The 14,035-nt window shown below is 65.9% G+C and carries 5 protein-coding genes and 2 rRNA genes; 3 read left to right on the forward strand and 4 right to left on the reverse strand.

Annotation, left to right across the window (positions count from 1 at the left end):
- Positions 1-56 precede the first annotated feature (56 nt).
- Together FHU36_RS09480 and FHU36_RS09485 are read right to left on the reverse strand one after the other, a co-directional pair.
- A 23S ribosomal RNA gene (locus tag FHU36_RS09480) occupies positions 57-3,165 on the reverse strand.
- A gap of 369 nt (positions 3,166-3,534) precedes the next feature.
- Positions 3,535-5,056: ribosomal RNA gene (locus tag FHU36_RS09485) — 16S ribosomal RNA — on the reverse strand.
- Together the 16S and 23S rRNA genes form the textbook arrangement of a ribosomal RNA operon.
- Positions 5,057-5,508: 452 nt before the next feature.
- On the opposite strand from FHU36_RS09485, the gene FHU36_RS46275 reads away from it, so the two are divergent.
- Together FHU36_RS46275 and mgrA are read left to right on the forward strand one after the other, a co-directional pair.
- Positions 5,509-7,608 (forward strand): S9 family peptidase, encoded by a 2,100-nt coding sequence (locus FHU36_RS46275; RefSeq protein ID WP_185083363.1) that lies wholly within the window; start codon positions 5,509-5,511, stop codon positions 7,606-7,608.
- Complete coding sequence (mgrA, locus tag FHU36_RS09495; RefSeq protein ID WP_185083364.1) at positions 7,605-8,594, forward strand: L-glyceraldehyde 3-phosphate reductase; 990 nt, start codon at positions 7,605-7,607, stop codon at positions 8,592-8,594. Before FHU36_RS46275 ends, mgrA begins: the two co-directional genes overlap by 4 nt.
- Before the next feature lie 3 nt (positions 8,595-8,597).
- Here mgrA and FHU36_RS09500 read toward each other — a convergent pair whose 3' ends face one another.
- On the reverse strand, positions 8,598-10,976 hold the full coding sequence (locus FHU36_RS09500; protein WP_185083365.1) for a lysylphosphatidylglycerol synthase transmembrane domain-containing protein: 2,379 nt from the start codon (positions 10,974-10,976) through the stop codon (positions 8,598-8,600).
- Between the two features lie 259 nt (positions 10,977-11,235).
- Between FHU36_RS09500 and FHU36_RS09505 the strand changes: the two genes are divergently transcribed.
- Entirely contained in the window at positions 11,236-13,251 is a 2,016-nt protein-coding gene (locus FHU36_RS09505) for a molybdopterin-containing oxidoreductase family protein (RefSeq protein ID WP_185083366.1), read from the forward strand.
- Here FHU36_RS09505 and FHU36_RS09510 read toward each other — a convergent pair.
- Positions 13,229-13,999, reverse strand: a complete 771-nt coding sequence (locus FHU36_RS09510) for an alpha/beta fold hydrolase (RefSeq protein ID WP_185083367.1) — start codon at positions 13,997-13,999, stop codon at positions 13,229-13,231. The genes FHU36_RS09505 and FHU36_RS09510 overlap by 23 nt on opposite strands.
- Positions 14,000-14,035 lie beyond the last annotated feature (36 nt).

Raw genomic sequence — 14,035 nt, forward strand, 5'->3', positions numbered from 1 at the left:
ACAAACACAACTGTTTGCTGTCTCAGAATTGCCTAGTGGACGCAAGCAAAAACCTTGTGGTCAAGTCCTCGGCCTATTAGTACCGGTCAGCTCCACACGTTACCGTGCTTCCACCTCCGGCCTATCAACCCGGTCGTCTACCGGGAGCCTTACCCACTCACGTGGTGGGAGACCTCATCTCAAGGCGAGCTTCCCGCTTAGATGCTTTCAGCGGTTATCCCTTCCGAACGTAGCCAACCAGCCGTGCACCTGGCGGTACAACTGGCACACCAGAGGTTCGTCCGTCCCGGTCCTCTCGTACTAGGGACAGCCCCTTTCAAGTCTCCTGCGCGCGCAGCGGATAGGGACCGAACTGTCTCGCGACGTTCTAAACCCAGCTCGCGTACCGCTTTAATGGGCGAACAGCCCAACCCTTGGGACCTACTCCAGCCCCAGGATGCGACGAGCCGACATCGAGGTGCCAAACCATCCCGTCGATATGGACTCTTGGGGAAGATCAGCCTGTTATCCCCGGGGTACCTTTTAGCCGTTGAGCGACACCGCTTCCACACGCCGATGCCGGATCACTAGTCCCAGCTTTCGCTCCTGCTCGACCCGTCAGTCTCACAGTCAAGCTCCCTTGTGCACTTACACTCAACACCTGATTACCAACCAGGCTGAGGGAACCTTTGGGCGCCTCCGTTACCCTTTAGGAGGCAACCGCCCCAGTTAAACTACCCACCAGACACTGTCCCCGATCCGGATCACGGACCAGAGTTAGACGTTCAAAACGACCAGAGTGGTATTTCACCAATGACTCCACCCGAACTAGCGTCCGAGCTTCCCAGTCTCCCACCTATCCTACACAAGACGCTCCAAACGCCAATGTCAAGCTGTAGTGAAGGTCCCGGGGTCTTTCCGTCCTGCTGCGCGTAACGAGCATCTTTACTCGTAATGCAATTTCGCCGGGTCTGCGGTTGAGACAGCGGGGAAGTCGTTACGCCATTCGTGCAGGTCGGAACTTACCCGACAAGGAATTTCGCTACCTTAGGATGGTTATAGTTACCACCGCCGTTTACCGGCGCTTAAGTTCTCACCTTCGCCAACCGAAGTCAGCTAAGCGGTCCCCTTAACGTTCCGGCACCGGGCAGGCGTCAGTCCGTATACATCGTCTTACGACTTCGCACGGACCTGTGTTTTTAGTAAACAGTCGCTTCCCCCTGGCCACTGCGACCCCCACCAGCTCCAAGCGCAAGGCCTATCACCAGCAGAGGTCCCCCTTCTCCCGAAGTTACGGGGGCAATTTGCCGAGTTCCTTAACCACAGTTCACCCGATCGCCTTAGTATTCTCTACCTGACCACCTGAGTCGGTTTAGGGTACGGGCCGCCACAACACTCGCTAGAGGCTTTTCTCGGCAGCATAGGATCATCCACTTCGCCACAATCGGCTCGGCATCACATCTCAGGATATCCACGAGGCGGATTTGCCTACCTCGCTCCCTACATGCTTACCCCAGGACAACCATCGCCTGGGCTGGACTACCTTCCTGCGTCACCCCATCGCTTACCTACTACCCGATCGGATCGAGCGTTCAGCCTAACACCGCTTCCGAAGAAGCAGCTGACTTAAGGACTCTTAGCATCACGAGGTTCAATATGGGCGCGTTGAAGCGGGTACGGGAATATCAACCCGTTGTCCATCGACTACGCCTGTCGGCCTCGCCTTAGGTCCCGACTTACCCTGGGCGGATTAGCCTGCCCCAGGAACCCTTGGTCATCCGGCGCGAGGGTTTCTCACCCTCGATTCGCTACTCATGCCTGCATTCTCACTCGCACACCCTCCACCACTCGATCACTCGGCGGCTTCACCGGATGCACGACGCTCCCCTACCCACCAACAGATCCAAAAACCTGTCAGTGCCACGACTTCGGCGGTGTACTTGAGCCCCGCTACATTGTCGGCGCGGAATCACTTGACCAGTGAGCTATTACGCACTCTTTCAAGGGTGGCTGCTTCTAAGCCAACCTCCTGGTTGTCTCTGCGACTCCACATCCTTTCCCACTTAGCACACGCTTAGGGGCCTTAGTCGGTGATCTGGGCTGTTTCCCTCTCGACTACGAAGCTTATCCCCCGCAGTCTCACTGCCACGCTCTCACTTACCGGCATTCGGAGTTTGGCTGACGTCAGTAACCTTGTCGGGCCCATCGGCCATCCAGTGCTCTACCTCCGGCAAGAAACACGCAACGCTGCACCTAAATGCATTTCGGGGAGAACCAGCTATCACGGAGTTTGATTGGCCTTTCACCCCTACACACAGGTCATCCCCCAGGTTTTCAACCCTGGTGGGTTCGGTCCTCCACCCAGTCTTACCTGAGCTTCAACCTGCCCATGCGTAGATCACTCCGCTTCGGGTCTACAGCATGCGACTCAAACGCCCTATTCAGACTCGCTTTCGCTACGGCTCCCCCACACGGGTTAACCTCGCCACACACCATAACTCGCAGGCTCATTCTTCAAAAGGCACGCAGTCACATCACAGCCGCTCCGAAGAACGACTACGCTCCTACGGCTTGTAGGCACACGGTTTCAGGTACTATTTCACGACCCCTCACCGGGGCACTTTTCACCTTTCCCTCACGGTACTCGTGCACTATCGGTCATCAGGGAGTATTTAGGCTTACCAGGTGGTCCTGGCAGATTCACACAGGATTCCTCGAGCCCCGTGCTACTCGGGAACACCCCAAAGAGTCCATCCGATTTCGCCTACCCGGCTCTCACGGTCTACGGCGCCCCTTCCCAGAGGCTTCAACTATCAGACAGATTTATCACTCTTCACAGTCCCGGCAGAGACTGAAAGGAGGTCCCACAACCCCGAACATGCAACGCCTGCCGGCTATCACACACGCCCGGTTTAGCCTCATCCGCTTTCGCTCACCACTACTCACGGAATCACTGTTGTTTTCTCTTCCTACGGGTACTGAGATGTTTCACTTCCCCGCGTTACCACCAACCGCCCTATACATTCAGGCGGAGGCAACACCACATGACTGGTGCTAGGTTTCCCCATTCGGACATCCCCGGATCAACGTCTGGTTGGCGACTCCCCGAGGCTTAACGCAGCCTCCCACGTCCTTCATCGGCTCCTGATGCCAAGGCATCCACCGTGTGCCCTAAAAAACTTGGCCACAAAGATGCTCGCGTCCACTATGCAAATCTCAAACAACAACCAGCGACCAACCCACCCCACCACCAACACCCAGCAAACACTGGACTGGTATGACAGGAGGCCGGCCCTGACTGAGGACCAACAAACCACGAGCCCGCCGAAGCAGGCCCGTCGCATGTCCGTTCCCTCAGGACCCAACAGTGTGTTCAGACCCAGACCCAACCCCCGAAACCCCGTTCCCACTCCCCCGAAGGGGCGGTACTAACGGCCCGGCAACCCGGTCCAGCTGACTAGCCAGTGCTCCACTAATGAGCCGCCACGCATCGGACATTCGCCGATGACCGTGACATTGGACCCTGCTCTCACGAACAGGACCGATGCTCCTTAGAAAGGAGGTGATCCAGCCGCACCTTCCGGTACGGCTACCTTGTTACGACTTCGTCCCAATCGCCAGCCCCACCTTCGACCGCTCCCCCCAGCAAGCTGGTTGGGCCACGGGCTTCGGGTGTTGCCGACTTTCGTGACGTGACGGGCGGTGTGTACAAGGCCCGGGAACGTATTCACCGCAGCGTTGCTGATCTGCGATTACTAGCGACTCCGACTTCATGGGGTCGAGTTGCAGACCCCAATCCGAACTGAGACCGGCTTTTAGGGATTCGCTCCGCCTCACGGCTTAGCAGCCCTCTGTACCGGCCATTGTAGCATGTTTGCAGCCCAAGACATAAGGGGCATGATGACTTGACGTCATCCCCACCTTCCTCCGAGTTGACCCCGGCAGTCTCCCATGAGTCCCCGGCCGCCCGAAGGCGCCGCTGGCAACATGGAACAAGGGTTGCGCTCGTTGCGGGACTTAACCCAACATCTCACGACACGAGCTGACGACAGCCATGCACCACCTGTCACCCAGTCCGAAGAGGGCTCCATCTCTGAAGCTTTCCGGGTGATGTCAAACCTTGGTAAGGTTCTTCGCGTTGCGTCGAATTAAGCAACATGCTCCGCCGCTTGTGCGGGCCCCCGTCAATTCCTTTGAGTTTTAGCCTTGCGGCCGTACTCCCCAGGCGGGGCGCTTAATGCGTTAGCTCCGGCACGGAGATCGTGGAAGATCCCCACACCTAGCGCCCAACGTTTACAGCGTGGACTACCAGGGTATCTAATCCTGTTCGCTCCCCACGCTTTCGCTCCTCAGCGTCAGGTAAGGCCCAGCAAGCCGCCTTCGCCACCGGTGTTCCTCCTGATATCTGCGCATTTCACCGCTACACCAGGAATTCCACTTGCCCCTACCTACCTCTAGCCGGCCCGTATCCACCGCAGACCCGCAGTTAAGCTGCGGGCTTTCACGGCAGACGCGACCAGCCACCTACGAGCTCTTTACGCCCAATAATTCCGGACAACGCTTGCGCCCTACGTATTACCGCGGCTGCTGGCACGTAGTTAGCCGGCGCTTCTTCTGCAGGTACACGTCAACTTCGTCCCTGCTGAAAGAGGTTTACAACCCGAAGGCCGTCATCCCCCACGCGGCGTCGCTGCGTCAGGCTTTCGCCCATTGCGCAATATTCCCCACTGCTGCCTCCCGTAGGAGTCTGGGCCGTGTCTCAGTCCCAGTGTGGCCGGTCGCCCTCTCAGGCCGGCTACCCGTCGTCGCCTTGGTAGGCCACTACCCCACCAACAAGCTGATAGGCCGCGAGTCCATCCCCAACCGAAAAGACTTTCCACCAGCATCTCATGCGAGAGCCGGTCGTATCCGGTATTAGACCCAGTTTCCCGGGCTTATCCCAGAGTCAGGGGCAGGTTACTCACGTGTTACTCACCCGTTCGCCGCTCGAGTACCCCGAAGGGCCTTTCCGCTCGACTTGCATGTGTTAAGCACGCCGCCAGCGTTCGTCCTGAGCCAGGATCAAACTCTCCAAAAAAGGTCTGATCTAGCTATAAAAGGAATCCGTCACCGAAATGACGGGGTTGTGCATCATGCACTGGCTTTTAACACACTGTTGAGTTCTCAAGAAACGGACGCGTACTTCCTTACTCGAACCCTTCCAGGTCCTCGCTCGGAGGCGTTCATTTCGTTTTCCGTGCTCTTATTCTTTCAGCCCTTCCGATTCGTGTCAAATTGACTCGATCCGGTCCGGAAGAAAGAAATCGGAGACGTCTTTCAAGTTACCAGCCTCCAGACGGTTCAGCGAACCGATCTTGGCGGCGCCTCCGAGCACAGCACAGCCACATCAGCTTGGGAGAGATGGGTTGCGCCGCACTGCGTCGGCTCCACAAGATTAGCAGCGCTCCCGACTGCTCGAGACCCGTTCGCCCATCGCGAGGCCACAGTCGGATCACGACCGCCCCTAATCCACCGCCATAGACTCCACACGTGAGCAGCATCAAGCCGCCAGTGGCGAAGAAGGTCCCGGCCGAGCGCACACACCACGGCGACACCGTGGTCGACGAATACGCCTGGCTCACCGACAAGGAAGATCCCGACACGATCGCCTACCTGGAGGCGGAGAACACGTTCCTCAAACAGCAGACCGCGCATCTCGCCGATCTGCAGGAGCAGGTCTTCCAGGAGATCAAGGGCCGCACCCAGGAGACCGACCTGTCGGTGCCGAGCCGCAAGGGCGCGTGGTGGTACTTCGCCCGCACCGAGGAGGGCAAGCAGTACGCCGTCTCCTGCCGCGTGCCGGCCGACGGCGACACCCCGCCGAAGATCGAGCCCGGCGGCCGCCTCGACGGTGAGCAGGTCATCCTCGACGGCAACGAGCTGGCCGGCGACAGCGCGTTCTTCTCCGTCGGCGTCAGCGCGATCTCCCCCGACGGCAGGATGCTCGCCTACTCCACCGACTACAAGGGCGACGAGCGCTTCACCCTGCGCTTCAAGAACCTGGAGACCGGCGAGCTGCTCGACGACCGGATCGAGGGCATCTTCTACGGCGGCGCCTGGTCCGCCGACGGCTCGGCGTTCTTCTACACGCGCGTCGACGACGCCTGGCGCCCTTGCCAGGTCCACCGCCACCTCCTCGGCACCCAGGACGACGTGCTCGTGTACGAGGAGTCCGACGAACGCTACTGGGTGGGCATCGGCCTCACCCGCAGCGAGCGCTACCTCGTCCTGGGCGCGGGCAGCAAGATCACCAGTGAGATCCGCATCCTCGACGCTAACGACCCGACCGGCGAGTTCAGGGTCGTGCGCCCGAGGAAGGTCGGGGTCGAGTACGGCGTCGAGGACGCGGGCGACTTCTTCTACGTGCTGCACAACGAGAACGCCGAGAACTTCGAGCTGGCCACCGCCCCGCTCGACGACCCGGGCACGTGGACGCCGCTCATCGCGCACCGCGACGACACCAGGCTCCTGGAGATCGACGCGTTCGCCGGCCACGCCGTCGTGCACTTCCGGCGCGAGGGGCTGACCGGCATCCGCATCCTCCCGTACGCGCGGTCCGGGGCGGACGGCTGGCGCGAACGGGTGGAGACCGCCTGCGCCGCCGACTCGTACGAGATCGAGTTCCCCGAGCCGCTCTACGACGTCAGCCCGGCGGGCAACCCCGAGTTCGCCACCAAGCGGCTCAGGCTCAGCTACACCAGCATGATCACGCCGCCGAGCGTCTACGACTACGACCTGGCGACCCGCGAGCTGATCCTGCTCAAGCAGCGTCCGGTGCTCGGCGGCTACGATCCGGGCGACTACGAGCAGTTCCGCGAGTGGGCCACCGCCGAGGACGGCACGCGGGTGCCGATCTCCCTGGTCAAGCGCAAGGACACCGCCATGCCCGCGCCGACCGTCCTGTACGGCTACGGCAGCTACGAGACCTCGATCGACCCGGGGTTCTCGGTGCCGCGACTGTCGCTGCTCGACCGCGGATTCGTCTTCGCCGTGGCGCACGTCAGGGGCGGCGGCGAGATGGGCCGGCGGTGGTACGAGGAGGGCAAGCTCACCCGCAAGCGCAACACCTTCACCGACTTCGTGGCCGCGGCCAGGCACCTGAAGCAGGCCGGCTGGAGCGAGCGGATCGTCGCCAGGGGCGGTTCGGCGGGTGGGCTGCTGATGGGCGCGGTCACCAACCTGGCGCCGGAGGAGTTCGCGGGCGTCGTGGCGGAGGTGCCGTTCGTCGACGCGCTCAACACGATCCTCGACCCGTCGCTGCCGCTGACCGTGATCGAGTGGGACGAGTGGGGCGACCCGCTGCACAACGCCGACGTGTACGCGTACATGAAGGGCTACTCGCCGTACGAGAACGTCGACGGCCGGGCGTACCCGCCGATCCTGGCGATCACCAGCCTGAACGACACGCGCGTGCTCTACCACGAGCCCGCCAAGTGGATCGCCCGGCTGCGGGCGACGGCGGAGGGCGGCCCGTTCCTGCTCAAGACCGAGATGGGGGCCGGGCACGGCGGCCGCAGCGGGCGCTACGACGCCTGGCGCGAGGAGGCCTTCGCGCTGTCGTGGATCATCGAGAGGGGAAGCAAGGCATGACCTACCAGCCCGACGGCGGCCGCTACGAGCGCCAGCCGTACAACCGGAGCGGGCGCAGCGGCCTGCGGCTGCCGGCCGTGTCGCTGGGGCTGTGGCACAACTTCGGCGACAGCCGGCCGCTGGACAACTCCCGCGCCATCCTGCGCCGGGCGTTCGACCTGGGTGTCACGCACTTCGACCTGGCCAACAACTACGGCGTGCCGTACGGCTCGGCCGAGCGCAACCTCGGCCGGATCTTCCGCGAGGACTTCGCCCCCTACCGCGACGAGCTGGTCATCTCCACCAAGGCCGGCTACGACATGTGGCCCGGCCCGTACGGCGAGTGGGGGTCGCGCAAGTACCTCCTGGCCAGCCTCGACCAGTCGCTGGAGCGGATGGGGCTCGACTACGTCGACATCTTCTACAGCCACCGGTTCGACCCGGACACGCCGCTGGAGGAGACGATGGGCGCCCTCGACCGGGCGGTGCGGTCGGGCAAGGCGCTGTACGCGGGCGTCTCCAACTACCCGCCCGAGCAGACGGCCCAGGCGGCGCGGATCATGCGCGAGCTGGGCACGCCGCTGCTCATCCACCAGCCGTCCTACTCGATGATCAACCGGTGGATCGAGGGCGGGCTGCTCGACACCCTGGAGGAGGCGGGCATGGGCTGCATCGTCTTCTCCCCGCTCGCGCAGGGGTTGCTGACCGACCGCTACCTCGACGGCGTGCCCGCCGACTCGCGGGCGGCGACGAGCAGGTTCCTGAACTCCGACCAGATCGACCGCGAGCTGGCCCGCGACCTCGACGAGGTGGCCAGGGGCCGGGGTCAGACGCTGGCGCAGATGGCGCTGCTGTGGACGCTGCGCGACCCGCGGGTGACGAGCGTGCTGATCGGCGCGAGCAGCGTCAGGCAGCTGGAGGACAACGTGGCCTGCGTGGACGGGCCGGCGTTCACCGAGGACGAGCTGGCGGCGATCGACAAGATCACGGAGCGTCGCGGCGGGTGACGGCTACAAAGCCTCGTGGCGCTGCAGGTAGGTGAACGCGGCCCAGCCGGGCAGCACCGGCAGCCAGAAAGTGAGCAGCCGGTAGAGCAGCACGGCCGACGCGGCCACCTCGGGCGTCAGCCCGGCGACGGTGAGCCCCAGCGTGAGCGACGCCTCGACCGCGCCCAGCCCGCCCGGGGTGGGCGCGGCCGAGCCGATGGCGTTGGCCGTCAGGTAGACGACGGCGACGGTGGTGAAGCCCATCGCGCCGCCGAAGGCTCCCACGCAGGCGTCGAGGCAGACGATGAACGCCAGGGTGATCATCAGGGTCCCGACGCAGGACTCGATCATCTTGGCGGGCGACTGGAGCACGTCGAGCAGCCGCGGCAGCACGTTGGAGAACAGCCGCCGCATCCGGTCGGTGACCAGCCGGCGCAGCCGCGGCACGCCGAGCAGCGCGACGACCAGCACGGCGACGGCCAGCAGCGCCACCCCGAGGCCGCGCGACGGCGTGAAGGACGTGGCGGTGTTGGTGCCGGTGATGTAGGCGAACAGCAGCAGCAGCGCGATGTGGAAGACCAGCATGACGAGCTGCGAGGCGCCCACGCTGGCCATCGCCGACGCGGGGTGGATGCCGCGTTTTTGCAGGTAGCGGGTGTTGATGGCGACGCCGCCGACCGCGGCGGGCGCCACGAGCTTGACGAACGAGGCCGCGAACTGCGCGAGCACGGTCCGCCACAGCGGCAGCGGCTCGGGCACGAAGCCGCGCAGCATCAGCGCGGCGGCCACGAAGCTGACGAACGAGGCGACCAGCGCGAGCCCCGACCACGCCCAGTTGGCCGTGGTGACGACCTGCACGACGTTGACCCGGCTGAGCTGCGACAGCAGGAAGTAGGCGGCCAGCGCGCTGGCGATGATCGTGACGAGGGTGCGCGGCCGGAACCTCTCCAGCCGGATCTCCTCGACCTTGCCCTGCGGCTTGAGCGCGACGATCTGGTCGCGCAGCGCGGCGAGCAGGCCCTTGTCCTTTGCCAGCGCGGAGCGAGTCTCGCGGGTGAGCGCGATGCGCTGCAGCAGGGGCAGCGCGGCGGCCAGCGCGTCGGGCCCCATGACGGCGGCCGCGGTGCGCACCGAGCGTTCGGCGCCGACCCGCAGGGCGAGGTAGGTGAGGAGCTGGGCGACGTCGAGCCTGAGCAGCAGGTCGCCGGCGGCGATCTCACCGCTGCGGGCGTCGGTCAGCACGACCCGGCCGGCCGCGTCGAGGTGGACGCCCTCGCCGGTGAGCCGCCGGTGCGCGAGACGCTGGATCTGCAGCAGCGAGATCTGCTCCCAGATCTGGGCGAGCGTGTCGTCGGTGATCTCGGCGTCGGGCACCTCGTCGAGCGGGCGGGTGTCGAGGTGCTCGTAGGCGAGCAGCGCGGCCTCGGTGCCGATCTCGCTGGTGCCGAGCAGCCGGGGGGTGCTCGCTCCGGCCGCCTGGGCGGCGTAGGCCATGAGGGCCTCACGTTCGAGCTCGGCCCGCAGTGACCTGATGGCGCGGCGCCGGGTCTCGGAGTTGAGGCGGAAGCGCCGCCAGAGCCGGTACGGCAGGCCGGCCACCTGGCGGTCGCGGTCGAGGACGGTGACGTCGAGGCTGGTGCCGTCCTTGAGCCCGATGGCGTAGCGGCGGCTGCCCTGGTGGTCGTCGTCGATGCGGCGGGCCGAGACGGGCGAGAACGACAGCTTGCGCAGGGCGGTGAGCACCGCGTTGCCCGGGGGCCGGGTGTTGGGGCTGCCGACGCCGTACAGGGTGCCGTAGCCGATGGCCATGCCGATCAGCACGGTGACCATGGCGCCGACGAGGGTGATCTGGTAGCCGGTGAAGAAGGCCAGGACGTAGAGCCCGATCACGCCCCACATCAGGGCGCGCCAGGTGGGGCGCCGGGAGATGCGGACGGCGGTGGAGTAGGCGATGACGGAGGTCAGCAGCGTGTTGATCGGCTCGATGTCGCGGTTGCCCGTCAGCAGCAGGCGCAGGTCCTCGGGGGCGGCCGTGACGGTCCACTGCCCGAGGAGGAAGGCCAGGACCATGCCGAGGATGGCGGCCACCAGGCCCTCGGCGACCCGCAGCCCGTCACGGTGGAAGACGCGCTCCACGGCGAAGGCGGCGGGCACGACGAGCAGCGCGGCGCCGCCCAGGAACGTCGCGACGCGGCTCAGCAGCTCGGGCAGCCGGGTCGCGCCCTCGGTGACGTCCTTCTCCAGGCCGTTGAGCGTCTGCTTGGCCACCAGGGCCAGCACGAGCACGCCGGCGAGCGCGAGCAGGGTGGCCAGGAAGCGCAGCAGGTCGGAGGGGCGGCGCAGGCGCTGGGGCAGCAGCGGCTCCACGACGTAGACCTCGTGATCGGCGCGCGCTTCCGCCACGGTCGGATCCCTCTCCGTGAGGTCCCCCGTGTCGTCACGTTCCCTGATTTCGGCCACCGACAGCGATTCTGCACCTTTCCGGCCGGACCGTACGATCTTTGGCCTCCTGTGCCTGCTCCGGCCGCCGCGTCGCGACGCAGGTTACACGGTGGGGCTTCTGCCCTTCACCTTCGTTTTCTACCGTGTGCCGAGCCTCCACGTGACGCAGCGACGTGACGAATTTCCGGGGGCCCGGGGGGCGGAACATAGGCTGTGCCTCATGTCGGGTGAACTGAGCGTTTTGGGAGCCTGCCCGCTGGACTGCCCTGATGGCTGCTCGTGGGTCGTGACGGTCGAGGACGGCAGGGCCGTGAAGCTGCGTGGCAACCCGGACCATCCGTACACCAGGGGCGCGCTCTGCGTGAAGGTCAACCGCTACCTGGAGCACACCCGGGCGGCGGATCGCATCCTCCATCCGCTGCGCCGTACCGGTCCGAAAGGGTCGGGGCGGTTCGAGCGGATCAGTTGGGAGGAGGCGCTCGACGAGATCTCGGCGCGGCTGCGGAACATCGTCGAGGAGCACGGCGGTGCGGCGATCTGGCCGTACCAGGGCACCGGTTCGCTGGGCTACCTCCAGGGCTGCGAGGGCGTGGCGGGCCGGCGTTTCTGGAACGTGCTGGGCGCGTCGAAGCACTGGCTGAACATCTGCTCGGCGGCGGGCAGCACCGGGCTGAGCCTGACCAACGGCACCCCCGGCGGCATGGACCCGGAGAACTTCGCGCTGTCCCGGCTGATCCTGCTGTGGGGCACGAACACGCTGACCAGCGGCCACCACCTGTGGAAATTCGTGCAGGACGCCAAGGCGAACGGCGCCCACGTGGTGGCCATCGACCCGATCCGCACGCGGACGGCCGACCAGGCCGACCAGCATCTGGCGATCCGGCCGGGCACGGACGCGGCGCTCGCGCTGGGCCTGCTCAACGTGGTGCTGGCGGAGGGGGCGCAGGACGAGGAGTTCCTGGCGGCGCACACGCAGGGCTGGGAGAGCTTCCGCGAGGAGATCCTGCGGTTTCCGGTGGAGCGGGTCGCCGAGATCACCGGCATCCCGGCGGCGGACGTCCACAGCCTGGGGATGCGGCTGGCGCACACCCGCCCTACGGCGATCCGCGCCACGATGGGCATCCAGCGGCACGAAGGCGGCGGCACCGCGATGCGGACGATCGCCGCGATCCCCGGCGTGACGGGCGACTGGCGCCACCCCGGCGGGGGTGTGGCCTACTCCACCAGCGGCCACGTCCATGTGAACATCGACACCCGTGACGACCTGCTGGCCGAGCCGGTGCGCACGCTGACCATGACGAGGCTCGCCTCCGAGCTGGACTCGGTGCGGTGCCTGTGGGTGTACGGCGCCAACCCGGTCGGCTCGACCTCGGACACGGGCGCGATCAGGCGCGAGCTGGCCCGCGAGGACCTGTTCACGGTGGTGATGGAGCACTTCCCCACGGACACGGTGGACTACGCCGACATCGTGCTGCCGGCCACCATGCAGACCGAGCACGCCGACCTGCACGCCGGGTACGGCCACCTGTACCTGCAGTGGAACGAGCCGGCCGTGGAGCCGCCCGGCGAGTGCCTGTCCACCACGGAGACGTTCCGCCGGCTGGCCCGGCACATGGGCCTCACCGAGCCGTCGCTGTACGACTCGGACCTGGAGCTGGCGGAGCAGTTGCTGACGAGCGGTCACCCGTCGCTGGAGGGCGTCACGCTGGACCGGCTGCGCAAGGAGGGCTGGATGCGGCTGAATTACCCGCGGCCGTTCGCCCCGTTCGCCGAGGGCTTCCCGACGCCGTCGGGCCGGTTGCGCTTCCCGCCGCCGGGCAGGGCGTACGTGGCGCCGCGGTCCGTGCGGGAGGCCGGTCGTTCGCCGTACCCGCTGACGCTGATCACGCCGGCGTCGCACGTGTTCCTCAACACCACGTTCGGCAACAACCCGGAGCTGCGGCGGCGGGCCAAGGAGCCGGTGGTGCTGGTGAACCCGGCCGACGCCGCCGAGCGGGGGCTGGTGAGCGGGCAGCGGGTGCGGGTGCACAACGCCGGTGGGGAGTTCCTGGCCGACGTCGAGGTGAGCGACCGGGTGGCGCGCGGGGTGGTGGCCTCGCCGAAGGGGCGCTGGCCCAAGCTGAGCCCCGGCGGCGCGAACCCCAACGCGGTCGTCGAGGAGCGCGACGCCGACCTGGGCCGGGGTGCCGTCTACCATGACAACCTGGTCGAGCTCAGCCCTTGTGCCGGTTCATGAACGTCAGGATGCGGTCGAGCGCCTCGGCGGCGTGAGGGGTCCGGAACAGCCCCGAGGCGTGGGTGCTCTCCCCCTTGACGATCATGAGTTCGTTGGCGGGGGCCTTGGTGGCGGCGTCGTGGGCGGGTTGGAGGTCCTCGGCGCCGCCGTAGCCGTCGTGCTCGGTGCCGATCTGCAGCAGCGGGACGGTGATCCGCGCCGCGTCCTGCGGGTCGATCGCGCCTGAGAGGGCGACGATGCCGGCCGTCCTGCCGCCGAGCTTCCTGGCCGCCAGGGGGGCGGTGGTGGCGGCGATGGAGCCGCCCACGAAGAACAGCCGTTTGACGCCCTTCTCCTTGGCGAGCCGTCTGGCCATGGCGACGGTCACGTCCTCCGGCGGCTTGCTGCTGTCGCGGGCGTACAGGAGCACGCGGTAGCCGGCCGCGACCAGGCGGTCGGAGAGCGGGCGCCAGGTGCACACGTTGCCGTTGCGCTCGTAGGTGATCACCACTCCCACCTCGCCGCTGCCCGTGATGACGCCGGGCAGGTCGTTCTCGCCGTGGGTGAAGATCTTGCCGTCCTGCTCGGTGAAGCAGCCGCTGACGTTGGGGCCGGTGATCTTCGGCGTGGGCGTGGGGCTCGGGGTCGGGGTCGGGGTGGTGGTGGGGGTGGTCGCAGGGGCTGCGACGCTCCCCGCGGACGGGCTGACCGTGCCCCCGCAGGCGGTCAGCACGACCACGAGTCCGACCGTTCCGGCGATCTTGCGCATGCCGCCACTATGTCATAACTGACATAGTGGCGAAAG

The sequence above is a fragment of the Nonomuraea muscovyensis genome (genome assembly GCF_014207745.1).
In the GTDB taxonomy this organism is placed as follows: domain Bacteria; phylum Actinomycetota; class Actinomycetes; order Streptosporangiales; family Streptosporangiaceae; genus Nonomuraea; species Nonomuraea muscovyensis.